General features: G+C 43.7%; 18 protein-coding genes and 1 pseudogene. 9 read left to right on the top strand and 10 right to left on the bottom strand.

Annotated features, from left to right (window positions below; translation table 11 throughout):
• The first annotated feature begins 98 nt into the window (after positions 1-98).
• The 4 genes from ACT3QR_RS07500 (at position 99) to ACT3QR_RS07485 (ending at position 7,879) form a co-directional block, all read left to right on the top strand.
• Positions 99-1,391 carry an efflux RND transporter periplasmic adaptor subunit gene (locus tag ACT3QR_RS07500; protein ID WP_444520724.1) on the top strand — a complete coding sequence of 431 codons (1,293 nt, stop codon included), beginning with the start codon at positions 99-101 and terminating at the stop codon, positions 1,389-1,391.
• A complete protein-coding gene (locus tag ACT3QR_RS07495; RefSeq protein WP_444520723.1) occupies positions 1,388-4,477 on the top strand; it encodes an efflux RND transporter permease subunit in 3,090 nt (1,029 codons plus the stop codon). Before ACT3QR_RS07500 ends, ACT3QR_RS07495 begins: the two co-directional genes overlap by 4 nt.
• Before the next feature lie 450 nt (positions 4,478-4,927).
• A complete protein-coding gene (locus ACT3QR_RS07490; protein ID WP_444520722.1) occupies positions 4,928-6,280 on the top strand; it encodes an esterase-like activity of phytase family protein in 1,353 nt (450 codons plus the stop codon).
• Between the two features lie 831 nt (positions 6,281-7,111).
• Positions 7,112-7,879 carry a hypothetical protein gene (locus ACT3QR_RS07485; RefSeq protein ID WP_444520721.1) on the top strand — a complete coding sequence of 256 codons (768 nt, stop codon included), beginning with the start codon at positions 7,112-7,114 and terminating at the stop codon, positions 7,877-7,879.
• A gap of 190 nt (positions 7,880-8,069) precedes the next feature.
• Here ACT3QR_RS07485 and glmS read toward each other — a convergent pair whose 3' ends face one another.
• From glmS to hisF, 7 genes and pseudogenes are all read right to left on the bottom strand, one after another.
• Entirely contained in the window at positions 8,070-9,914 is a 1,845-nt protein-coding gene (gene glmS, locus ACT3QR_RS07480; protein WP_444520720.1) for a glutamine--fructose-6-phosphate transaminase (isomerizing), read from the bottom strand.
• A 182-nt stretch (positions 9,915-10,096) separates the two neighbouring features.
• The gene (glmU, locus tag ACT3QR_RS07475; protein WP_444520719.1) at positions 10,097-11,473 is read right to left on the bottom strand and encodes a bifunctional UDP-N-acetylglucosamine diphosphorylase/glucosamine-1-phosphate N-acetyltransferase GlmU; all 1,377 of its coding nucleotides are present in this window, start codon (positions 11,471-11,473) and stop codon (positions 10,097-10,099) included.
• Positions 11,474-11,639: 166 nt separating this feature from the next.
• Positions 11,640-12,245: a phosphatidylglycerophosphatase A family protein gene (locus tag ACT3QR_RS07470; protein ID WP_444520718.1), complete on the bottom strand. Its 606-nt coding sequence runs from the start codon at positions 12,243-12,245 to the stop codon at positions 11,640-11,642.
• Between the two features lie 3 nt (positions 12,246-12,248).
• On the bottom strand, positions 12,249-13,280 hold the full coding sequence (thiL, locus tag ACT3QR_RS07465; protein WP_444520717.1) for a thiamine-phosphate kinase: 1,032 nt from the start codon (positions 13,278-13,280) through the stop codon (positions 12,249-12,251).
• A gap of 29 nt (positions 13,281-13,309) precedes the next feature.
• A pseudogene (nusB, locus tag ACT3QR_RS07460) lies at positions 13,310-14,125 on the bottom strand (transcription antitermination factor NusB); the annotation flags it as partial.
• Positions 14,126-14,341: 216 nt separating this feature from the next.
• Entirely contained in the window at positions 14,342-14,863 is a 522-nt protein-coding gene (gene ribH / locus ACT3QR_RS07455; RefSeq protein ID WP_444520716.1) for a 6,7-dimethyl-8-ribityllumazine synthase, read from the bottom strand.
• Between the two features lie 185 nt (positions 14,864-15,048).
• Entirely contained in the window at positions 15,049-15,831 is a 783-nt protein-coding gene (hisF, locus tag ACT3QR_RS07450; protein ID WP_101205985.1) for an imidazole glycerol phosphate synthase subunit HisF, read from the bottom strand.
• 185 nt (positions 15,832-16,016) lie between these two features.
• On the opposite strand from hisF, the gene ACT3QR_RS07445 reads away from it, so the two are divergent.
• Genes ACT3QR_RS07445 through ACT3QR_RS07435 form a run of 3 tightly spaced genes read left to right on the top strand, consistent with a single transcriptional unit; the run spans position 16,017 to position 18,494 of the window.
• Positions 16,017-17,180: a homoserine kinase gene (locus ACT3QR_RS07445; protein ID WP_444520715.1), complete on the top strand. Its 1,164-nt coding sequence runs from the start codon at positions 16,017-16,019 to the stop codon at positions 17,178-17,180.
• Positions 17,181-17,240: 60 nt separating this feature from the next.
• Complete coding sequence (locus ACT3QR_RS07440; protein ID WP_444520714.1) at positions 17,241-17,585, top strand: hypothetical protein; 345 nt, start codon at positions 17,241-17,243, stop codon at positions 17,583-17,585.
• On the top strand, positions 17,586-18,494 hold the full coding sequence (locus ACT3QR_RS07435) for a class II glutamine amidotransferase (protein WP_444520713.1): 909 nt from the start codon (positions 17,586-17,588) through the stop codon (positions 18,492-18,494).
• A 24-nt stretch (positions 18,495-18,518) separates the two neighbouring features.
• Here the strand turns inward: ACT3QR_RS07435 and ACT3QR_RS07430 are convergent, their stop codons facing one another.
• Both ACT3QR_RS07430 and ACT3QR_RS07425 read right to left on the bottom strand, forming a co-directional pair.
• Positions 18,519-19,091 (bottom strand): YchJ family protein, encoded by a 573-nt coding sequence (locus tag ACT3QR_RS07430; RefSeq protein WP_444520712.1) that lies wholly within the window; start codon positions 19,089-19,091, stop codon positions 18,519-18,521.
• A 57-nt stretch (positions 19,092-19,148) separates the two neighbouring features.
• Positions 19,149-19,865, bottom strand: a complete 717-nt coding sequence (locus ACT3QR_RS07425; RefSeq protein ID WP_444520711.1) for a metal-dependent hydrolase — start codon at positions 19,863-19,865, stop codon at positions 19,149-19,151.
• 126 nt (positions 19,866-19,991) lie between these two features.
• Here ACT3QR_RS07425 and ACT3QR_RS07420 point away from each other — a divergent pair, with 126 nt between their 5' ends.
• Positions 19,992-21,062, top strand: a complete 1,071-nt coding sequence (locus tag ACT3QR_RS07420; protein ID WP_444520710.1) for a DUF3025 domain-containing protein — start codon at positions 19,992-19,994, stop codon at positions 21,060-21,062.
• 296 nt (positions 21,063-21,358) lie between these two features.
• Entirely contained in the window at positions 21,359-24,196 is a 2,838-nt protein-coding gene (gene acnA / locus ACT3QR_RS07415) for an aconitate hydratase AcnA (RefSeq protein WP_444520709.1), read from the top strand.
• Positions 24,197-24,428: 232 nt separating this feature from the next.
• Here the strand turns inward: acnA and ACT3QR_RS07410 are convergent, their stop codons facing one another.
• Positions 24,429-25,937, bottom strand: a complete 1,509-nt coding sequence (locus ACT3QR_RS07410) for a DUF5677 domain-containing protein (RefSeq protein ID WP_444520708.1) — start codon at positions 25,935-25,937, stop codon at positions 24,429-24,431.
• Positions 25,938-26,024 lie beyond the last annotated feature (87 nt).

Here is a 26,024-nt window from a genome sequence, read left to right as displayed (position 1 = left end):
GATTGCGTGCCACTTTTTATTATTGCTGTGACTGATTGATATTTTTAGTCATGCTATATCAAGTATTTCAATATTGACTGTACCTATAGAGAGTTACCATGAGCGATTTTGAAGAAATCCATTCTAAGCCGTCAGCTGAATCTGAGTTGCCGCCATATCGTCAAAATGACACTTCACCTCAAAGACCATCTTCAAAACCACCAATATGGTTGTGGCCCGTATTGGCAGCCGTGCTAGTAATTGGTGTGCTGCTTGGCAAGTATTGGGGCAATGATGGTAGTACCGCTGTAGATGAGTCGTCAGCTTCTAATTCTATCAAAAACGATCAGGCAACTGGTAGCGATGCCAATATTGAGCAGTCAGTACTCTCAGTAGAAACAGTCAGTCCAAGCCAAGATGATATCGGTAGCACGCTCAGTGCCGATGGAACTATCAATGCTAGAGATACTGCGAACGTCAGTGCCAAAGTCAATGGTGTAGCTATCGAGCGTATTTTGGTCGAAGAAGGCGACCGCGTCAGAGCGGGTCAAGTCTTAGCCGTATTCGATACCGATGCTATGGAACAGCAAGTGCTACAGGCGCAAGCAGACGTTGCAGAAGCGGAAGCCACCCTTGCCAATGCCAGCGCTGATGCTGCACGTGTGCTGCCATTGATCGATATTGATGCCATCAGTAAACAAGAAGCCGATCGTTATCGTACCTCTGAAGTACGTGCCAGAGCTTCTTTGCAAGCATCAAGAGCCCGTTTGAGTAATCAGCGTTTGACATTAGAGAATGCAAAAGTCGTCGCTCCTGTCAGCGGTATTATTAGTGAAAAAATGGTAGAAGTCGGTCAGGTGGCAGGCGGGGAACCGCTATTTACGATTATCAAAGGCGGTGTGTTGGAGTGGCGAGCAGACATAGATCCTAAACTTATTGGTGATATAAACATCGGTACGCCTGTACAAGTCAGCTTACCGGGGGGTAATAAAGTGATAGGGCAGGTGAACCGTATCGCACCAACCGCAGATAACAACCGCCAAATTACGATTTATGCCAGCCTAGCCACCAACTCAAAGATGCGTGCAGGCATGTATCAAACAGGCGAGTTCATCTTGGGAAGTACCAGTACACAAACGATTCCGAATAGCGCCGTTGTCAGCAATGATGGTTATGATTATGTGATGCTCGTTACCGAGTCGACTACTCGAGATGATCGGTCGATAGGACGTATCAAGCAGCAGCGAGTGACATTAGGTGAGCGATTGGGCGAGAGCGTAGCAGTGTTAGAGCCTTTACCAGATGACAGTCGTATCGTAAAGCAGGGCGGTAGCTTCTTAAATGATGGTGACCTAGTGCGTGTTGTTAATGGTGTGTCTCAAACCAGTAAGCCAGTGCAGGCACAGCCATGAGCTTAAACGTCTCCGCTTATTCGATCAAAAATCCGCTCGTTGCTATCTTACTGTTTGTGCTGCTGACGTTGGGCGGTATTTACGGTTTCATGAAAATGAAAGTCCAGCAGTTTCCGGACATAGACTTGCCAGCGGTGGTAGTCACGGTCACGCTACCGGGTGCTGCGCCTTCACAGCTCGAAAACGATATCGCCAAAAAAATTGAGAACAAACTGACCAGTATCGAAGGCGTGAGTCATATTCGTACCACGTTACAGACGGGTGCGGCGACCATTGCCACTGAGTTTACCTTAGAAAAAGACATTCAAGAAGCGGTAGACGATGTGCGGTCAGCAGTTGGCGAAGTACGTGGCGATCTACCAGCTGCAGCCAACGATCCTATTATTACTAAAGTATCTACTGCTGGGTTTCCAGTGGTTACGTACTCTGTCGCTGCTGAAAATATGAGCGTCGAGGATCTATCGTGGTTTGTCGATGATACCGTTACTAAGCGGCTATCTGACATACCAGGCGTAAGTACCGTGAGCCGCGTTGGCGGACTACAGCGTGAGATTACGGTTGCTGCTGACCCAATTGCATTAAGTGGTCTAAAGTTTTCTATTTCGCAATTATCGCAGCAAATCGCTGGTATTCAGCAAGACAGCTCTGGTGGGGAGGCAGAAGTTGGCAATACCACTCAAACCATCCGTGTTCTTGGTGCTGTTGAGCGAGCAAATGAGCTAAACGATTTGCAAGTGGCTGTCCCTACAGGGGGCACACAAGCTTTAGGTCGTATGGCAAAAATCACTGATGGCGCAGCAGATCCAAGCTCGATTGCTAAGCTGGACGGTCAAACAGTGGTGGCATTTAACATCACTCGATCGCGCGGTGCCAGTGAAGTTGACGTGATGGATCTGGTTGATAAAGAACTTGCCAGACTGACTGCTGATGTTGGTAATATCAGTATTGAAAAAGTCTATGACCGAGCCACACCTATTGCAGAGGATTATGAAGCCTCATTAAGAATGCTCATCGAGGGTGGTCTGCTAGCTGTAGTCGTAGTCTTCCTGTTTTTGCGCAATATTCGAGCGACTATTGTTGCCGCGGTCGCTTTACCGCTATCAGTCATTCCAACCTTTTTAGGTATGTATCTGTTTGGCTTTAGTCTTAACATCATCTCACTACTGGCATTATCACTGGTTATTGGAGTGCTGGTCGATGATGCGATTGTTGAGGTCGAAAACATCATACGTCATCTACGCATGGGTAAGACGCCTTATGAAGCGGCGATGGAAGCCGCTGATGAAATCGGTCTCGCCGTTGTTGCCACCACTTTTACTTTGATTGCGGTGTTTTTACCAACGGCCTTTATGGGCGGTATCGTTGGACAGTTTTTCCGTCAGTTCGGTTGGACGGCTGCCTTATCAATTTTTACCTCGCTGATGGTAGCGCGCCTGATTACCCCTATGATGGCAGCTTATATCTTGCGACCCGAGAAAAAGCACGTCGAAAAACAAAGTGCGATGATGAAGTACTATCTCAAGATTGTATCTTGGACCCTACATCATCGCTGGCTAACCATAGGTGCAACGCTTGTTTTATTTGTAGCATCATTAGCTCTAGTTAAGCTGCTACCGACATCATTTATCCCTGACAACGATATCGATCAAACTCGAGTGGCTATTGAGCTGACGCCTGACGTGTCGTTGACAGATACTGAGCGCGTGGCGGCGCTAGCAAGTGCTCGCATTTTGGCCATGCCTGAGGTGACCAATATCTTTACCTCAGTGGGAGAGGCGCAGGCATCGATGGGTGCGTCAGATGGTGGTGGCGGTAAGGCTGAAAACATCGCGGGCTTGGATATCGTACTTGCCCCGCGTGCAGAACGAGGCACCAAGCAAGAGATAGAGCGTAAAATTAGCAAGCTGATGACCGAGGTACCAGGAGCACGATTTACGGTCGGTCTATCGAGTGGCGGTGAGAGTGGCTATAATTTTTCATTGACTAGTACCAATCCGCAACTGCTCGAACAGACTGCACAAAAAATCATGTCTGAGATTCGAGGTCTGCCAAGTGCAGGTGCGGTAACCAGTGATCGCAGTTTGCCACGTCAAGAGCTAACGGTAACGCCAGATAGGTTGGCAATGGCGGATAAAGGGGTCACCACGCAAGATATTGCTACGACTTTACGTGTCGCTACTGTGGGCGATTACGAACAGCGACTGTCTAAGCTCAACCTTGATACACGCCAAATACCGATTGTGGTACGTCTACCTGACGTAGCTAAGCAAAATGTTAGCCAGCTAGAAGGCTTGTATGTGCCGAGTACTATGCCTGCAGGTCAAGGTGTACGTGTCGGTGAGGTTGCTACGCTAGACTTTGGTACTGGGCCTGCACAGATTAGCAGACTAGATCGAGAGCGTGCTATTAGCATCACAGTACAACCTGCGAGTGGCGAGCTTGGCGATTTGGTACAAGCGGTCAAAGCAGTTCCGACTATGCAGCAACTGCCGCCTTCGATTACTGTCATCGATCAGGGCCAAGCTGAAAATATGGCAGAGCTCTTTAGTGGCTTTATCATTGCGATGTCTGTCGGTGTGGTCTGTATTTTAGGTGTACTTATCTTACTGTTTGGTCGTTTGTTGCAGCCTTTTACTATTCTGATGGCGCTACCTCTATCAATCGGTGGGGCGTTTGTCGGCTTGGTTATTACCAATAGCAGCTTATCGATGCCTTCGATGATTGGTTTTATTATGCTTATGGGTATTGCGACCAAAAACTCGATTCTATTAGTTGACTATGCGTTAATTGCCCAGCGCCGAGGGTTGGCACGTTTTGAAGCCATCGTAGATGCATGTCGTAAGCGTGCACGGCCTATCATTATGACGACCATTGCGATGGGTGCAGGTATGTTGCCATTGGTATTTGGTTGGGGCGATGCAGATCCTACGTTTAGACGACCGATGGCAGCAGCGGTGCTGGGTGGTCTGGTAACCTCTACGCTATTGAGCTTGGTTGTTATTCCTGTCGTCTATACTTTGATGGATGATCTATCAGGATGGTTTGCTAAATGGCTAGCGCCACATGGTAAACCTAGTGACCTCTGATAGTCACTTCTCATAGAAAGCCAAATAGCTAACCAAATAGTTAGCTAAGACACGACACAATAGTAGCAACGTAAGAAATGATGAATGATAAATACACTCTCAGTTAGGTCGTATACTGGTTAAACTAGAGTGTATTCTCATAACTTTGATCAGATTGTGTTGCCTTTACGAGGAGCAATCAATAACAAAGTTGGAAGCTATACTAAAAAATTATCTTGAGTGCATGTATTGTCGTCAAAGCAAGTGAAAAACACTACTTTAGTGCTTGCTGAAGAGAATGAAAGGTTTATCGTTTTAACGGCAGGGGGCAATAGCTAGCATTCATATATCATGGATTGTTTTATATGGGTTTTGACTCCTTAACTATCTTAGCAAATGAGCGTCATTAAACTGACATTTCAATATCCTACAATCTGGATTCCTAAATGACTATCAGTGGAATCCATAAAGATGACCTCCAAATCCTTGCTAACCTTAGCAATAGCTTCCTTATCTATTTTAAGTCATGTCGCAACAGCAGCGATAGAGTATCCAGCTACTCTTGAGTCTCATGCCATACTGCCTGCTGAAACTTTTATTGATGCACCTTTGGATGCCCCTGAGGATCTAAAAGTCAGTGGTAAATATACGACGGGTCAATATGTCAGTGAAGTAGGGAGTGTTGAGGGGAAATCATACAATCGTCCGACAGGTGTGAGCTTGCCATTTAACGGACAACCTGTACAAGGTAACTCTGGCATTAAGTATATGGACGATGGTACGTACTGGATATTGACTGACAATGGCTATGGCAGTAAGGCTAACTCACCTGATGCGATGTTATTTATCCGTCAATACCATATTGACTGGAATACAGGGGTGTTTGAGCCAATTAAGACCATATTCTTCAATGATGCTGATCATGTAATGACGCACCGTATTGTCCATGAAGGGACGGACAAGCGCTATTTAACTGGCGCTGACTTTGACTTAGAGAGCTTCCAATTTATCAATGGGGATATTTGGATAGGTGAAGAATTTGGACCTTGGCTGCTTCAATTTGATAGTACAGGTAAGTTAAAATCAGTTTATGATACAGTGGTCGATGGCGATATAAAACGCTCTCCCGAACATCCTGCGCTTAAACTAGCAGGGGCGCCTGATGGTGACACGCCAAATTATGAAACCAAGCGTTCAAAAGGATTTGAGGGTATGGCTTCTTCATCTAATGGACGTTATTTATATCCTTTATTAGAAGGAGCTATATATGACCATGAGACTAAGGCGTATGAATCGGTAAGCGGGCAGAACTATCTGCGAATCTTAGAATTTGATACTAAACTCAAGCAGTATACAGGTAAAAGCTGGAAATATATCTTAGACAGTAATGAGTATGCTATCGGTGATTTTAATATGATTAACGATACTTACGGTCTGATTATCGAGCGTGATAATCTAGAAGGCACATCAGATCGAGCTTGTTCTGATAACGCTCAAGATACCGCTAAGTGTTTTGAAAATCCTGCCGACTATAAGCGTGTTTACAAAGTGGCACTCGATCAAAATAGCGATATAGCACGTAAGGTAGCTTACATTGATCTGATGAGCATTGAAGATCCAAAAAATGTGTCTAAAAAGCCACTGGTTAATAGCAAGCTTACGTTTCCATTTTTCACTATTGAAAACGTTGATATCGTAGATTCGAGCCACATTGTGGTCGGTAATGACAACAATCTACCATTTTCATCTAGTAGACTCCCTAACCAAGCAGATGATAATGAGCTGGCGTTGCTAGAGGTGAAGGATTTCTTAGCAGCTAAATAACAGTTAACTAGCTTTACCCAAAACCTTAATGCTCACTATAAACGCTCATAAAATGTGAGCGTTTTTTTTGACTAGTAAAAAACAACACAATCGCATCTGCTACTCATAAGAAGAAACGAGGTAGTATTCTTAAATTACGTCTTTGTAAAACTTAGAACCTATCTTGTTTAGATAAAAATATAGAAAATGTGCTTACTTTTATTTAATAGCTTTGTTTCGATTAGCGCAGAAAACTCCTTGTAACTCTCAACCCTCTTAGCATGAAAGACCATCCTAAACTCTGTGTAATTGACCCTGCCGTCAATGTAGTACATTCAAACTTAGGATGTTTTAGTCGATCGGCTCGCGGAAATCTTTTAGGTATGCCTCAAGGGAACCACTTATAGCAGACTATTTTAAGTGTTTATGTTTATCAGAACGTATCTTAGAGCATCACCCAAAAAAAATAAGATTTCATAATGAGGTAACGAGATATGGGTTGTAGCCTGCTTTTTACTGTGGCGGCAAGAGCGCTCCATTTTCAGCAATTGGCTTTATCTTTTACAACACTCTGTGAATATCTTAGTTATTATTTGAAACTAGGGGTACTTTAAAATAGTATATGGAACGTAAAATACCGTTTGTTGCAAGCCTGCGTTATGTTAATAGGTTTTTCCTCTTGATATTTAGTCATCCGAAAGTATTAATGTACTCAACACATCATTTAGCGAGATAAATGACACGATGTCATTTGCAAAAAACAATATTTTAACTCTGGCATAACAATATATAGATTAAATTAAATCTAATGAGAACTTGCATATTAATGAATTAAATAAGAAGGAACTTACTTTGAAATTATCTTTCATCGGATTAGCGATAACTTTTGTATTGGTTGGTTGTGGAGAGGAGAGTACATCGTATTCAGAACCATCAACTGATGGTGAAGTATCACCAACTGAACCATCTAATACGACCTCTTTAGCTTGCATTAACTCAACGTTGCTAACCCCAGGCACGACGATTGATCTAGAATATGCTTCAAATGGTGCTATAGATTTTGGACTGAACGATGTTCATGAATTTGTAGAAGCAGTTCCGCAATATAAAGGCTTTAGTGATGTATTGGCTAGAAAAGAAGGTCAATCTATTGTGTATATAAAGCACGATAAAGCTGATCAATCAGTAATCACTCTAGGGCAAACTGACAGTGAGGCTGGGATGGAAGTTGATTACCAACCGAGCGGATTAAAACTAAATTATAACTTAGAACAAGGTGAGACGAAGCATTATGCAACAGTCACCATGATTGAAACAACAGCTGGCGAAATGAAGTCTTATACAATGGATACTTCATTAAAATATGTTGGTAGAGAAACCATTATGGTTCCAGCAGGCACGTTTGAGACTTGCGTATTTGAACACAAGTTTTACGTTGTTCAAGACGACGGGATAAGCACTAATACGTTATACACTCGTTATACTGGCGTAGATAATGGCATAAAAATAAAAGAAATAACGGAAACAACATCGTCTGAATCTGAAGATGTTGGCTTATTCGATGATACGATATTGTTGGAGAAAGGAAGTATCAACGGTCAAGCCATACAAGGTTTATAGTCAGTTAATTCTCCTTGACCTCGTTCTTCTTCAATCCACTTCTGATGGTTTTTAGAGAGCATAAAAACCCCCTGCCAAAGTTATATAAACTTTAGCAGGGGGTAATAGCGGAGTCAACAGTATGATACTTTATTACTTAGTATTATACTTTATTACTCGCTCACAACGGAATTATCAGCGAGTAGCTTTCTTATTCCACCGTGACACTCTTGGCCAGATTTCTGGGCTGATCGACGTCTGTGCCACGCATTACTGCTACATGGTATGACAACAACTGCACAGGCACGCTGTAGACGATAGGAGCAAGCGTCTCGCAAACATCGGGCACATATACTAAGTGCAGTCTATCTTCAGCAACCATTTGACTGGCTTCGCTAGCAAATACAAATAACTCGCCATGACGCGCATGGACTTCTTGCATGTTGGCCTTCAATTTATCAAACATACTGTCTTTGGGCGCTAGTACGACGATGGGCATGTCTTTGTCGACCAATGCTAATGGGCCGTGTTTCAGCTCACCTGCCGCATAACCTTCTGCATGAATATAAGATATTTCTTTTAGCTTTAGTGCGCCTTCTAGAGCAATCGGGAACTGTAGCCCGCGACCTAAAAATAGACAGCTTTTCTTATCTTCAAAGCTTTCACTCATGGTCTTGATAGGACCATCAAGGTTTAAGCTGGCGTAGAGTTGTCCTGGTAATTGATGTAACTCACTTAATAACGTATTTAAGTGTTCGTCAGTCATGCGCTTCTGCGTGACACCAACTTTTAATATCAACAATATCAATGCCACAAGCTGAGTGGTAAATGCTTTGGTAGAGGCGACGCCAATCTCAGGTCCTGCTAACGTTGGCAAGAAAATATCTGTTTCGCGTACCAGCGATGACGTCGGTACATTACATAGTGCCAAGCTGACTAAGCCTGCTGGTGTTTGCTTCTGGATATCACGTAACGCTGATAAAGTATCAGCCGTTTCACCAGATTGAGAAATACAGATGACCAAAGTATTATCGACGACGACAGGATTGCGATAGCGGAATTCGCTGGCAACTTCAACGGAACAAGGTATGCGAATAAGGCTCTCAAACCAGTATTTTGCGACCATACCAGCATGATAACTGGTACCACAAGCAATCACTTGTACATGACGAATACCTGATAGCAGTATCTCATGACGCTGTAAAAAATCGTCGCGTAGTTTAGTCGTTTCACCATTATCCAAAGCCATCTCTATCGTACGAGCGACAGCATCTGGCTGCTCGTAAATTTCTTTGAGCATATAATGTTTAAACTCGCCTTTGTCGGCGTTGTGCTGGGTTGCATCAATTTCATGTATCTGACGTTGGACTTCGACACCATCTGCATAAACCTGAATACTATTGCGAGTTAATTTGGCGATATCACCTTCTTCTAGATACATAAAGCGGTTAGTTACCGGCAGCAATGCTAACTGATCTGATGCGATAAAGTTCTCACCGATACCGACACCAATCACTAAAGGTGAGCCTAGACGTACAGTAATGAGCTCATCAGGGCGATCTACGTGTACGATACCCAATGCAAAAGCACCGTGCAATAACGGCATGATGGTGCGGACCGCTTCCAACAAGTCAGGCGTTTTTTTATAGATATCATGGATCAGATGCGCTACAACTTCAGTATCTGTCTGTGAAGTAAATACGTAGCCTTTGGCTATTAACTCTTCTTTTAGTTCAGCGTAGTTTTCGACGATACCATTATGAACGACCGCAATTTTGCCTGACACATGTGGATGCGCATTACGTTGCGCTGGCTCGCCATGGGTTGCCCAGCGCGTATGAGCGATACCAGTATGACCATCAAAAAAATCTGGGTTGGTAGCAACGGCATTAACCAGCGCCTGTACTTTACCCACTTGGCGCTCACGGTGTAGCTCACCATCACGGATAACGGTCAAGCCAGCTGAATCATAGCCGCGATATTCTAAACGCTTTAAGCCTTCAAGTAAGATATTAGCGATATTTCGCTCAGCAACGGCGCCTACAATTCCACACATGGCTCTTCCTTAAATTTAATTTTTAGTAGTTCAATATATAATGGTGTACGAGCAAAAAACTTGGTTTGTCGTTAATAATAAGTCATTAGCTTATAAATACGATGAAGCAGTACCACAAAGATTGCCGTACTGCTTAAATTGGTTCAAGAATGACTGGGATCGACTAAACTACCAATGAGCAGTTATTTTTTAGTTGGTCGTTGAAAGTCATTTTTTTGTACTTGGTGCGCACGCCCAAATGCCAACGCACTACCGTCAACGTTTTTAGTAATGACAGAACCTGCAGCGACAGTTGCTGTATCACCAATAGTCACAGGCGCGACTAAGCTAGCATTAGAGCCGATAAACGCATTGTCTCCAATGATGGTTTGCGATTTATTAGCCCCATCATAATTACAGGTAATGACACCAGCACCGATATTAACGCCTGTACCGACGGTTGCATCGCCAACGTAGCTTAAGTGATTTACTTTACTGCCTTGACCAATAGTCGATTTTTTAACTTCGACAAAATTACCAACCTTACTATTATCAGATAGTACGGTATCAGGACGCAAATTCGCAAAAGGCCCGATATCAACACCAGCACCAATATCAGCGCGATCGATCACACAATACGGTTTGATGTAGCAGGCATTACCAATCTTGGCATTTTTGATGACAGAGCCCGCTTCGATATAGACGTTATCACCCAAGGTGCAGTCACCTTCAAACACCACATTAACGTCAATAAACACATCTTGACCAGCGGTTAACGTACCACGAATATCGACACGGGTAGGATCAGCGAACTGTACGCCAGTTTCTTGCAAATCAGCAACTAGCTTGCGTTGCCAAGTACGCTCTAGGCTAGCAAGCTGTTGACGGTTATTTACCCCTTCAATCTCAAATGTATGCTCAGGCTCAATCGCCGCGATAGTAATACCATCGGCAACTGCCATTTTGACAATATCCGTCAGATAATATTCTTGCTGTGCATTATCGTTAGACAGTTCAGGCAAATATTTGTGCAGTAGCGCATTATCAACGCAGTAAATACCGCTGTTAATTTCTTTAATACTTTGCTCTTCAGCATTAGCATCTTTTTGTTCAACGATGGCTTCAATATTACCTGATTGGTCACGTTTAATACGACCCAAGCCAAATGGATTATCGATCGTCAACGTCAGCATCGACATACCATCAGTATTGGCAGTTTTTAATGCCGTTAGCGTCTGGCAGCTTACCAATGGTACATCACCATAAAGAATAAGGCTTTGCCCTGACTTAGGTAAATCAGAAAGAGTTACTTTAACCGCATGGCCGGTCCCTAACTGCTCAGTTTGAGCAACCCAAGTAATCGATGCATGTGTATATTGATTGGTAATTTCTGATTTTACTTGATCACCACCAAAACCATGGACAACGATGGTTTCATCAACAGTTAGCTGATGACAAGTGTCTAGTACATGACCTAATAAAGATTTCCCAGCCAATGTCTGCAATACCTTTGGCTTTGCCGACTGCATACGTGTGCCTTTACCGGCAGCTAGGATAATTACAGAAAGAGGAGATGTCATAATAGGCTCACAAATGTAACAAAATATAATATTGGATTATAGCGCAAAGGTTCATTCAGAAAAATGTTGTGATGTGCAGGCCTTGTAACTCGAACACTGATAATTTAAGTAAATAAAACAATATATAAGACAGTTAAAACTGTAGTAAATACTCTATGCGCTAATTTCAAAAAGACATAAACATCATCACAATAATATAAATAATCAGCCAAATGACCGCTGCCATGATGCCTGCAATAATATCATCTAACATTACCCCAAGACCGCCAGCAACTTTCTGGTCTGCCCAGCCAATCGGTGGCGGTTTCAAGATATCGAATACGCGAAATAGGATAAAGGCGGTCGGTAGCCAGCCCCAAAACATCGGCATCATCATTAGCGACAATGTGTTTTCAGTTTTAGGAAATAAGTAGGACAAAATGTAAGATAACGGCAATAAGGTAATCCACATGCCTGCCCATTCATCCCATACAATATGTGGATCATCGTGTACCTGCATCAACTCAGAAGTACGCCCACAGATCCAAACACCAACCAAACAAGATAGTATAGTCAGTACTAAAAAAGGAATAAATCCCAGACTCATGAGAGGTACGCCTACAATCAGGCCACCAACGGTACCCCAAGTACCAGGTGCACGGCGTGGTAAACCACTACCTAAACCTAGTCCAAGCCAGTAAATCATACGGTCAAGCACACTAGCACCAACTGGTAGAGGTGGGCAGTCATTTGCTTTACGAATATCAGGCTTAGATAAGTCGTGATCAGTCATGGATTAGCCTGTAAAGTGTTGGTAACCAGTAAGATTGGGCCATGTTAAAAACGGTGCGGGTTGAGTTGGCGTCACTGGCTGATTTTGATAAAACAGTTCAAGAGGTGAACTATCAGGTGACTTGGTATCTGTCACTGTAGGATCTGCTAGTGCAGTTACTTCACCAATACAGGTAACAGACGTTTTGCCTGTAGGCGGTTTGATATGCGCGGGCAAAGTAAATGCCAATTCATAATCATCGCCGCCCGCTAGCTGACCTAATAAACGATCAGACAAATCGGCAGTGGATAATGTCTCACTACTCGGTAGCTTATCTAAATAGATGCGCATACCTACAGAGCTCTGCTGACAGATATGACCAATATCTTGGTAAAGACCGTCGGAGATATCTATCATCGATGTTGCCCCCATTTTTGCCAATGCTGCACCTAGCGCAATACGTGGCGTTGGCATATGTAGACGATGCGCCAACTCGATACCTTGTGCGCTGTCAGGATACTGTAAGGCGAAAGCGGCATCACCAAGTGTGCCTGAAACATAAACCTTGTCACCAGCTTGCGCACCTGAGCGGTAAACGGCAGGTGTATCTGCGGCAAGTAACCCCTGTGCGCTGATACTAAGTACTAAGCGCTCACTGCGCGTCGTATCGCCACCTATAAGCGCCACGCCAAACAACTGGCATGCATGGAATAAGCCTTTAGCAAACTCAGTAAGCCATTCATGATTTGCTAGACGTTCAGGTAATGCAAGCGCTAGCATAATACTATGCGGCGTCGCACCCATAGCAGCGATGTCTGAGACATTGACAGCGACAGCTTTGTAGCCAATCGCAAACGCTAACTCGTCAACCTTTTGCCAATCAGCATGAAAATGACGACCTTGAACCAGTGTATCAATACAGCTAACCAAGCGTGATCCTGCTGGCAGCGCCATTACAGCTGCATCGTCACCGATACCTTTTTCGATACCAGGTAATGGCGCATGCGTGGCCTGCATCTGTGAGAATATATGCTCAATCAGCTCAAACTCGTTCATGATTTATCTTAGTCTTTGGTATCGTTAGCGTTTTTCTTGCTCGCCCTAAAGTCACTGATATTTGCACTGGCTTTACTGGCGCTGCTACGTTTGACATTAGCTTTGTTAGCACTGATACGCGGCTTGTTCGATGCAGTAGGCTCATTGACGATAGCGCTTTCCGTTTCAGCAGTAGTTTCAACGCTGTCCACTGAGTTTGCTTCAACCTGCTTAGATGCCGTTTTTTGTGAGGTACGTAGATTGGCGTTGGTATCTGCTTGCACTTCGATGGCGCGCACTTCAACAGCCATTTTGTCCAGTACCGCGTTGATCAATTTATGAGCATCAGTCGCCCCAAAGTGATTATTTAGCTTCATTGCTTCATCAAGCACGACCTTGTAAGGAATCTCTACACGGTTTTGTAGCTCATACGCGCCAATCAGCAAGATAGCATGTTCAACAGTATCTAACTTATCAACCTCACGATCGAGATGCTGACTGATCAGGGCATCAAGCGCTTCAATCTGCTCTGGGATATCGCGCATCATTTCATGATAATAACCGATATGGACGGTATGCATGGCGTTGGTAGCACGCGTGCGAGCAGCAATATCATGCGGAGCGTTGGCTTTCCAGCCAAGCTTGCCATCTACATCAAAGCGGCGATCAGTGACGAGCCATTCGTATAGGCCTTGCATCGCAAAGCGACGCGCCTTACGGATAGCAGTGTGACTGGTCTTATAAGAAGACTCACTCATATCGAAGGTTTGATCACCTGCACTACTGCTCGCTATACGGGTAGCTTCAGCTTCGTTGGCTTGTGCGGTTTTCGCATCGCTGATAGCGCGCTTGTGTTGGTCAGTCATAGGGGGTCTGTACCTAAATTTTTGAGATGATACCCAGTCAAAATATGAATTGGCAAAGTAGCTTTTTAGCTTTACTGATTCAACATCTTAAAAGGTATAGAAATACGGCGAAAATTCAAAAAGTAGCCAATTTTTTTGATAGCTGGCTAGTGCTATGAGGTGCTGTTATTACTAAATAGCAGCACCCTTCAAACTGGTAAACACGAGCTTTAGAGCTTACGCTTCATCGATATTGTCATCAACATCTAGCTGTGACAAAACAGCGATCATTTCTAGTACAACCATCGCAGCTTCAGAGCCTTTGTTACCAGCTTTGGTACCAGAGCGCTCGATAGCTTGCTCGATGCTGTCAGTGGTGATTACGCCATTAGCAACAGGAATATTATAATCAATAGCAACACTGCTCAAACCTTTGGCAGATTCGCTAGCAACGAAATCAAAATGCGGCGTGCTACCACGAATGATTGCGCCTAGTGCGATAATTGCGTCAAAACGATCTGATTCAGCAGCACGCTGGGCCACAAGTGGTAGCTCAAATGCGCCAGGTACACGAATAACAGTAATGTTGCTACCCAATACACCATGACGGAGTAGGGCATCGATTGCACCATCAACCAATGACTCAACGACAAAACCGTTAAAACGACCAACAACGATACCAATGCGAGCATCAGTGTTTTGATGTAGATTACCATCGATATGAGTCACGTCGTTGCGCTGCTGTTGTAAGTTCGACATAAAAAATCCTTTGCTTAATAAGCGTTCAATTGAAATATAGGCGTAAATAAGTAGCTAAATAGTCTGATGCGTTCAATCGACTCGGTCGCCTATTATTTTGGCGTTGCCCTAGTTAATTGAACGAAAATAAATGGTTAGCGCTATGATAGCATTTTTTTGGGTTTTATTTGTATATTACGAGCGTGCTAGAGACGCATCTGTATTCCTTGCGCTGCCATATACTCTTTGGCCTCCAATACTGTGTACTCGCCAAAGTGAAAAATACTGGCGGCAAGTACGGCATCTACGCCGCCTTCTAGTACGCCTTCTGCTAAGTGTTGCAGGTTACCAACGCCGCCTGAGGCTATAACTGGTACATTAACGCGGCTCGTAATTTGTTGCATGAGTGCCAAGTCGTAGCCTTTTTTGGTGCCATCACCGTCCATCGAGGTGACCAGTAATTCACCAGCGCCTAATTCAGCCATTTTACTTGCCCAAGCGACGGCATCGATACCTGTTGGCTTGCGACCACCATGAGTGAAAATCTCCCAACGTGGTACGACGATACCATCGACATTGATATCAGCGACACGTTTGGCGTCGATGGCAACGACGATACACTGGTTACCAAATTTCTGCGCAGCTTCACCAACGAATTCAGGCGTAAATACGGCTGCTGAGTTAATCGCTACTTTATCCGCGCCAGCATTGAGCAAATTGCGAATGTCTGCGATTTTACGCACGCCGCCACCGACAGTCAGCGGAACAAATACCGTTTCTGCCATGCGTTCAACGGTATGATAAGTAGTATCGCGCTCATCATTGGTCGCCGTAATATCCAAAAAAGTAATCTCATCAGCGCCCTGCTCATTGTAGCGTTTGGCTACTTCGACAGGATCGCCTGCGTCTTTAATATCGACAAATTGCACGCCTTTGACCACGCGGCCATTGTCAACGTCCAAGCAAGGAATGATACGCTTTGCTAACATAGGGTCTTTCACCTTATAATCAATTCATAGGCGCTAGTCTAGCAAAATCACTGCTATTTCAGGCAGGTTTTCGCAAGATTATTACGCTTTTCACCATAGTTTTATCATGCGCGGTACAATTGCTGCCATTACCGCATAAATTTATCCTATTTAACTTCTTATCCAATTGCTATAAGTGAGATGTCATGTCTGTCTATACCCAGTTAACCGATGACCAGTTTGCCGCCTTTTGCCAAAGCTTTGGCGTGTCGTTTGCCCGTGCGATTCCGATTACTCAAGGTATTAAAAACTCAAACTGGTTTATTCAAACAACTGACGATGTAGATGGCACCTACTCTTACGTATTCACTTTATTTGAAGAGCGTCCGCCCGCTGATATCGAAAAAATGGCGGTTATCCTCAATCAATTAAATGGCAAACTACCAGTTGCCGCGCCGCTAGCTGTTATTGATTCGAATAGTTCCCAAACGGAGGGTGGTGATAAACGTTATGTCATCCATTACGAAGACAAAGCGATTACCTTAGTGCCATGCCTAGCAGGTTCACATCCAGAACAAACCACGCAAGCGATGTGTCATGATATTGGTGCGGCGTTAGCAACGCTGCACGAAACACTACAAGCACTGCAGCCAAGTGAGCAATATGGCGTGCCTTTGTATCCATGGGCAGATGTGCGTGACCGTGAAATGCAATTTATGCCAGGTGATGAAGCCAAGCTGATGAGCGATATTTGGCGTTCTTATTCAGAATTACCACTGGCAACCTTGCCAAAAGGTCTGTGTCACTTAGATATGTTTGCCGATAATACCTTATGGAACCTACAAAAAGGCGAAGCGCGTTTGACAGGTCTACTAGACTTTACTGAAGTCAGTGTCGAGCATTACGTGATGGATATTGCCATTACTATTAATGATTTTTGTACGACGTGGGGCGTTGCGGAACAAGGCGAGTCCGTAAACTTTGACCGTAGCAAAATGGCGGCATTCTTACAAGGTTACGAGTCTATACGCCCACTAAATAACGATGAAAAACACGCACTACCTGTTATGCTAGCAAAAGCGGCGGTGATATTTTGGTTGTTACGTTTAAATGTGATTCATTATAACCGTACAGAAGGGCGTACAGGCGATAATATCATGGTCAAAAATCCTGACTTGATGAAACGTCTAGCTGCTTATCATTGGGCGCATGTCGAAAAATCGCAAAATGCCGTATATGTGCTATTAAATAAACAAGACAATCAGGTAGTCGGCGTATTTAGCAGCATCACGCAAGCCGAGCAAGCGCAAGAAACCTTAAATAGTAGTGAGTCTGCGATCAAAGAATATACACTGGATCAATTATCGTAAGCGTTGCTTATTCATTTATTCTGGTACCGAAACCTAGCACCAAACCTCAGAGGCGAACCCATGACCGATCAAGTTGATAACTGGCACAAACTGGCACGCTATGACACCAATATGCAGGGTGAGTTGCATGCCAACTTGCTGAGAAATAACAATATTACGGTGTCGATGCAAGCGTTAAGTAGTATCCCAGGCATGAATTCAGGTGCGGTACTTTGGGTGCAAGATACGGACTTAGCAGAAGCTCAGCGCATTTTGGATACTATTCCAACTGATGGTGCTGCTCTACTTAATGAAATGAGTGATGCTGACTTTGACGCGCTATCTGCTGCTCAAAGTAATTCTACTCAAAGCAACCTGATAACAGGTGATGATTCGCTTAATAATAACAATGGCGGTAACGATTAAATGTGTCAACTCTTAGGTATGAACTGCAATACCCCGACTGATATCGGTTTTAGCTTTGCAGGATTTCGCAAGCGTGGCGGCATGACGGACAGCCATGAAGATGGCTTTGGTATTGCGTTCTTTGAGCGTAGCGACTGTGTGAATAATGATGAAACGACCAATGACTCAACAGGTCTGCGTCTGTTTCATGACAATCGTCCAAGCCATCTGTCGCCAGTCGCTGATTTGGTCAATAACTACCCAATCAAAGCCATGAATGTCATTGCGCATATTCGTAAAGCGACGCAAGGTCAGAACTGCTTGGCCAATACCCACCCGTTTGTGCGTGAAGTATGGGGTGAGCAGTGGGTGTTTGCGCACAACGGTCAGATGAATAGCGAGTTTATTAAACGCTGCCAGCGTCTGCAAGACAATGGTAACGCCTCACATTGTCAGCCAGTCGGCTCAACTGACTCGGAGATGGCATTTTGTTATTTGGTTAATCGCCTAAAAAGCAGCTTTAAGTCGCGCCCTGATGACAAAACGCTGTTTAACTTTTTGACCACGCAATGTCGTTATCTATCTGCCAACGGACTATTTAATTGCTTGATATCAAATGGCAAATGGCAGCTGGCCTATGCGGGTAGCTTATTGTTTTATCTAACGCGTAAAGCGCCATTTGGTGAAGCAAAGCTGGCTGATGATGATATGGCGATTAACTTCGGTGATGTGACCACAGATACGGATAAAGTCACGATTTTAGTTACTGTGCCATTGACTGAAAATGAAAAATGGCAACAATTGGCGGTCAATGAATGTTTGATATTTCAAGATGGTGATGTCATTTATAAAGACAGCCCAAGCCAGCGCAAGTTTTTAACAGTGGACGAAGGCATTGCAATTGCACGCGCGGTCGGGGCGAGTGTTTAGGGAGTGGTGAATATCTAATCTTGTTTAAATATAACCCCCGCAACATCGTTTAAATTTCTCTCCAGACCCACAAATGCACGGTTGCTTTTGCGTCACAGTCATCGCAACCGTCGGATCTAAAAAGTACCAGCGTGCGTCGTTATTAGCCTTGCTTTTTATCTTTACAAAAGCAGATAGCTCATGATGTGCCTGTACTTTTTCTTCTAAACTGACTGTATTATCTTTGGTGTTGAAATAAGCCTTAAACTCAACCTGCGCGTGCCGTTTACCAAGCTTTGGTGTGTGTTTTACAATCTCTAATCCTGCCCAGTCCGTTTCTTTTGCCCAATTTTCAATTGCTGCAACATCAAGTAACGCTTGCTGCGCAGGCAGTGTGGTCTCAACGATATACTCTGGTTTCACCAATACAAAGGCACTATAGCGCGACCGCATGAGCCACTCGGCTGTCTCCGCTTTTATGCCATCTGCTTTGTCAATTTCACCATTATAAAAAGCATCATGATAAGGCTGACAGCAGTCTTGATAGGATAGTGGAGCACTTACTGTATCTACTGTTGGATTGATTTGGCACGGGCAAGTATTTAGGGAAGGTTGCATATTTTACTCTAATTTTTTTTGGCTTATTCGTCTAGGCTTAACAGCCTTATGATAACTTTACTGCAGTATACTTTTTATTAATTCTGGCAATATACCAACTTTGAGCTGCGCCCATGCAGAAGGGTCGCTCAACCGTGACCAAAACATCTCAAAAGGCGGAGCGGCATATACCAGTAACGCAAGGATAGTATATAAGAGCAGGTACCACCATTTGTCTTTTGGCTGATAAAACTTCATCGCCGTGCCCGATGAGCGCTTCATTTTCATATTGGATAAATTGACGCTATACAGCTCGTCCAATGATAAATGCACCATCGCACCACCAAATAAAAATAGACCATAAAACCAGCTAGTAGTCAGTGGTAGGTGCAATCCATAATAACTTAGGCACGTCAAACCTAGTCCCAGTATCGCCATATACGGCACAGAGTGGATGACGCCGCGATGCACAGTCATCGTTGTAAAAATATGGAAGACGACATAGCGCATAAAACCATAGCCTGCCAGCCACAATACCATTAAGGCGAGTAAGCTCAAATCACTACGCCAGTGCATAACCAGACCAAAGGCAAAGATAAACGAGGTGATATTAAAACCGAGCTTAATCGGTGTAGAATTATCAGAATCCAAGTCAGGCAGCAACCCACCGATAGTACCAAGCGCCACGCACACTAAAAACCCTGAATCATCAACCAATCCAGCTTTATAAACCGTCAAACTTAGTGTGCCGCTGACCATAAATGCGACATTTAAGTGGGTATTGAAATTTGCCATAAAACTCATTCATCCATAGCGCTCAAAAAGTCCTTCCGAGCAGCGTATCTAGCAGTAAAAAAGCGCACCATGATACCATAGACCGTCTATACGTCTAATAGAGATAGTCCGTAAGAGAGAGCTTCTATGCCTGCCAGTGATTTACCTGACACACTTAATTCCGATACTCATACCAAGCAGCTACCTGTAGTAGAAGGTCAGCTCGATAACAGCTTTGCTGAGATTGATTGGCAAGCGCCTTGGTTATCGCATATCACTCAGTTGAGTTACATCAGCAGCACGATTGAGCGCCTTAGTCGCTCGAAACTACAGAGAAATAGCTTGGATGGTTCGAATGATTCAGAAGGTTTGGGTAATGTGAAAAGCCCAAATAAGCACGATAAAAACACTTCTGATATCAATACGCCTGACACGATTGCCAAGGTTTTAAGAACGGCGATGGCGCAGCAGGCTGATCACTTGCAGCAACCGTTACCACATACCAAACCTGCTCATGAACACAAATCTCAAACGCTACAGTTCGTCTCTCAAAATGCATTGCCTGAAGGGGAAGCTTATGAGCAATTTATCGGTACAACTGGCAACATTCCGACGCGTGATAACTTGCATGACTTGTTTAATGGCAGTATTTGGCTGACCTTTCCGAAGACTAAAGCGGTGCTGAACTACTACCATATGCTAGAAATTTCAAAGCAGGGTATCAGTGAGCGTCGAGGGCGTGTGCGCGACACTATTACTGTCTTTGATGAAAATGGTGCAGTACTAGTGACTTCTGATGCTAGTATCGGTGATGCATTAGTCAATTTCGACTGGCAGGCAAGTTTGGTGAAACCTCGTGCTAAATGGGACCACCCAACCCAGTCTAATAACAGCGCTCAAGCCGCAGTCTATATCTTTGGGCATGCGCTACTTGAACAGTTGGTATCCCCACGTAAACCGCTATGCGCTCATAGTATTGTCATTCATGTTGCACAAGAGTTCTTTACTCTACCATTAGCTGAGCGAACGAATTGCTTAGATAGCAAGGTTGCTGAATACATGGACACATTGTTATCAAATGATGATGTCAAACCGCGCCAGCTTGCACCGTTACCTATTTTGGGTGTGCCGCATTTCTGGGCAGAAAATAAGGCTGCTGATTTCTATGAAGACAGTTATGTGTTCCGCAGTGGACGACGTAAAAAAGATAAAAATTGAATAGGAATAAATCATTTAAAGATAGCTCGCTAAACCGTTGTTACGTTTACGTTTGTCCCACGATTCGACAACGTCCAGACGTTAACAAAGCCTTGTATGTTTGTTATGGTAAAAGGGAGTTTCTGTTAACTACTATAGATATGATTATCTCTTTTGTTAACACTGACTTATATCAGACAGTTTCGCGAAACTGCTCTGTTGATACAGAACAGATCAATCATTTATCGAGCCACCAGTCACACATAAACTTATAATAATTTATGTTTAGGATTTATAACAACGATAAGGAAGCTATCATGAGTGATATTTTTGATGTAAAAGACACCCTTTCAGTCGCTGGCAAGGAACATGCCTACTACAGCCTGCCAAAGCTGACCGAAACTTACGAGCATATTAAGACGCTACCGTTTTGTATGAAAGTAGTACTAGAGAACCTACTACGCAACGAAGACGGTGGTCAGTCAGTTGGAAAAAACCATATCGAAGCGGTTGCCAACTGGGATGCAGGCGCCGAGGCGTCAAAAGAGATTGCCTTCATGCCAGCGCGTGTGGTTTTGCAAGATTTCACAGGTGTACCTTCAGTGGTCGATTTGGCTGCGATGCGCGATGCGGTGGTCGAGCTGGGCGGTAAAGCTGAGCAGATTAACCCATTTATCCCTAGTGAGCTGGTCGTCGATCACTCTGTACAGGTTGATGCTTATGGTCGCGAAGACGCACTAGATCTTAATGAAAAGATTGAATTCAAGCGTAACAACGAGCGCTATGAGTTTTTACATTGGGGAAAACAAGCTTTTGAAAACTTCGTCGTGGTACCACCAGCGACAGGTATCGTGCATCAGGTTAACCTTGAGTATTTAGCCCGTGTTGTGATGGCAGCAGATGTTGATGGTGAACTGATGGCTTATCCAGATACTGTATTTGGTACAGATAGTCATACCACGATGATTAATGGTATCGGCGTGCTTGGTTGGGGTGTGGGCGGTATAGAGGCCGAAGCGGCGATGCTAGGTCAACCGTCATCGATGCTGATTCCGCAAGTGGTCGGGTTTGAGCTAAAAGGCAAGTTAACTGAAGGCGTCACCGCAACCGATTTGGTACTCCGTGTGGTAGAGATGCTACGTGCACATGGTGTGGTCGGTAAGTTTGTTGAATTTTATGGTGAGGGCTTACATAGTATGCCGCTCGCTGATCGCGCGACCATTGCTAACATGTCACCAGAGTACGGTGCGACTTGTGGTATTTTCCCGATTGACCAAATGGCAATTGATTACCTGCGTCTATCAGGCCGTGACGAAGAGCAGATTGAGTTGGTTGAAAAATATGCTAAGGCGCAAGGCTTATGGCATGATGCCGATACACCAGCTGCGACTTATTCGAGCAAGTTAGAGTTGGATTTATCTTCAGTACAACCAGCACTGGCTGGACCTAACTTACCTCAGCAGCGTATCAACTTATCAGATATGCATGAAAAGTTTGGCGAAACGCTAGAGAAGATGAACAAAGACCGTAAAGTAGAAGCGGATGGTAAGATACGTTTTGATCAAGAAGGCGGTGAGCAAGAACAGGCAGATGATCTCGCGGCTGAACCAAAGATCGAAGTCGATACAAGCGATGATGATTTTCAGCATGCTCCGGCAAATAATGTTTTCTCAAATGTCAGTATCGATGACAAACAGCACAAACTAAGAGATGGTTCTGTGGTTATTGCCGCCATTACTTCTTGTACCAATACCTCAAATCCAGCAGTTATGATTGGTGCAGGTCTAGTAGCCAAAAAAGCCGCTGCTAAAGGGCTTAAAGCCAAGCCATGGGTCAAGACTTCATTGGCTCCAGGTTCAAAAGTGGTGACTGATTACCTAGAGAAAACCAACCTCATGGATGAGCTAGAAAAAACAGGCTTCTATCTAGTAGGTTATGGCTGTACGACTTGTATCGGTAACTCAGGCCCACTCCCTGAAGCGATTGAAAAAGGTATCGAAGAAAATGATTTGGTTGCTTCTGCAGTACTGTCGGGTAACCGTAACTTTGAAGGTCGTATTCATTCACATGTGAAAGCCAGTTATTTGGCGTCACCACCGTTAGTAGTAGCCTATGCATTGGCAGGTACGGTCGATATTGACCTAACGACCCACCCACTAGCACAAGATCAAGATGGTAATGATGTCTACTTAAAAGATATCTGGCCAACCTCGGAAGAGATTAACGAGCTGATTGCCAACAATATCGATGCGGATATGTTCCGCAAAAACTACGGTGAAGTGTTCGACGGTAGTGCCGCATGGAACGCAATCAGCTCAGCGGATAGCCAGCTATATCCATGGGATGAAGAATCGACCTACATTAAGAATCCACCGTTCTTTGATGGTATGACCATGGAGCCAGAAGGCATCCCTGATATTGAAGGCGCGCGTATTCTTGGTCTGTTTGGTGATTCAATCACGACCGATCATATCTCACCAGCAGGTAATATCGATCCAGACTCACCAGCAGGCAAGTACTTGCAAGAGCGCGGTGTCATGGAAGCAGACTTCAACAGCTATGGCTCACGCCGTGGTAACGATGCAGTCATGACTCGTGGTACTTTCGCCAATATCCGTATCAAAAATACCATGATGGGCGGTAAGGAAGGCGGTTATACCTACTACTTCAAAGATGACAGTGCTACGCTACAGGATGGTGAAGAAATGCCAATCTATAATGCGGCGATGAAGTATAAAGAAGATAAGCGTCCGCTTGTTGTACTGGGTGGGGCAGAGTATGGCTCTGGTTCGAGCCGTGACTGGGCAGCAAAAGGTACTATCTTGCTAGGTGTAAAAGCTGTATTGACCAGCTCGTTTGAGCGTATTCACCGTTCGAATCTCGTCGGCATGGGCGTGCTCCCATTGACGTTCAAAGATGGTCAAAATGCAGAGACCTATAAATTAGATGGTTCAGAAGTATTGAGCATCACAGGTTTAGACAATGGCGAGAGTAAAACTGCCAACGTTACGGCTACACGTGCTGATGGGTCAAGCGAGACCTTTGAGGTAAATGTCGGTCTACAAACGCCAAAAGAGCGTGAGTATGTGCGTCATGGTGGTGTATTGCACTATGTATTACGTCAATTGGCCGCTGAGAGCAAAGAAGCAGGCTAGTAATGTACTAGACTTGGTATGAAAAAAGCCCAGTTTCCTTCAAAGTAGGGGATTGGGCTTTTCTATGTGGCATTTTGAAAATTTAGCTGCTTGAACATCAAGACAAAATACAAGTTTGGGATAGTGCAAACGTAACCGGCTCAATAAGCAGGAATAACTATTCAAACTGGTGAGTCGCGTTTCATTAGTGTTCTTTTGAAAAGTTCAATTGAAACACATTTTTAGCACTAGCCTAAGGTTTCTCAACCAACTCTGCTCGTTTATCGAAGCTTGGATAAACCTCATTTAATAAATCTAAGACTTTATTGAATAGAAGAATTAGGTCACTTTCTGCACCATCTTCATATCGTGGTGCTAGTCTTGGAATTCTATGAAGCCGATGAAGTGGGTTATGGCAAGTAGTAAAAACAACATCCCTAATTGCGCACCATTGACCATGTACATATGAAGAAGGCCAAGCGTAATAAGCATCGTATATACTCTTACAGCCTGCAACTTGAGACATTTTACGTAAGTCTATGTTTGCCCAATTACCTAAACTAATGTTTTGAAAGTCCATGTAGATATCTTCATTCGCTAATGCTTCAACATTTTCTTTCTTAAGGTAGCCAGGTTGGTTTTCTAGAATCTCTTCCAACTTTAGAAATGTAAGCTTTGCTTGTCCTGAACCATAGCTTCTATAAATGTCCCAAAGTTTTTCATCTCTTACACTTATTAGGTAATTAAAAGTGATATAGATTTCAGCCAGCATTCTTAAAGCTAACTTTGCAGTTACTAACTTCCCTGATGATGCCAACCCTTCTTGTGTTACAGTGAGAGCATAAAAACAAAAACCAAAGGATGCATCACGTTTGGGCTGAATATGGGTGAATTTATCAGTTTTTAAGAAATGATCAAATAAATCATTCCAAATGTCTCGGACTAAAGAGACAGTTTCCATTAAATCAAAATCAACACTGCTTTTGTTTGGTGCGGGCGAAATACACTCTGTATTACCTTTGCATTCATTCCAGAATTTTTCTGTCCAAGCCTTTTTTCCTTGAGAGTAATCTTTATCCAACGTGTCACCGCCAAATTGCATTTCAGTTGCTCGAATAAACGGCCTAACCTTTCGTTGGTCTTCGTAATTGGGATATTCGGTATACTCTCTATACTGCTCTCCAGTTTGGAGTTGAAGCTTTCCAGAATAAATAATGGGTATCATATAAGCCCAACGACAATCAGTAGCTTCTTGAGATTGATGATCTAAAAGAATTGCGACTGCATCCGCTAGATTAGTCCAAAATTCTCCTTCATTTTCCGGCACTTCTCCAAGATATTCGCCCCACTTTTTGGATAAAGGTAAATCTTTAAACAATATTAATGGCTTTAAAGCATTAACTACTCTTTTATCTGAAAAAAGCACTTCAAAAAATTTATCTTGCAGATCACAATCTAGAATAGATAAACCATATATCCCTACACGAGGTAAACTACAATTCCTATTTTCTATCTCCTGAAATAACTTTCCAACATGTAGTCCTATTTGTCTAAAGGTTTCAATCGCTTGGTCTCTACCTATTGTATTCATTAGCAATGCAGCCCAAATCATGCAGGGAAGCCTATCATTCATCCAAGAGATATAAGCCGCATTTGGAATCTGATTAAAAGGAGATATTAGTTTAGAACCTTCCCTTTTATGAGAATCAATTTTCCCTTTGCTCTTATTCTTTTGTTTTTGCCTTACTCTTTTTTGAGACATCAATTGAACTCCTGTTCGTTAAATAGAATGTTAACATTTATTCATCTGCCTTCAATACTATCTAATGATCTCAAAAGGAATGCAAAC

The organism is Psychrobacter sp. AOP7-B1-25, from assembly GCF_052376195.1.
In the GTDB taxonomy this organism is placed as follows: domain Bacteria; phylum Pseudomonadota; class Gammaproteobacteria; order Pseudomonadales; family Moraxellaceae; genus Psychrobacter.
Note: the sequence above shows the minus strand (reverse complement) of the source record. Positions and strands in the feature narration are given on the sequence as shown.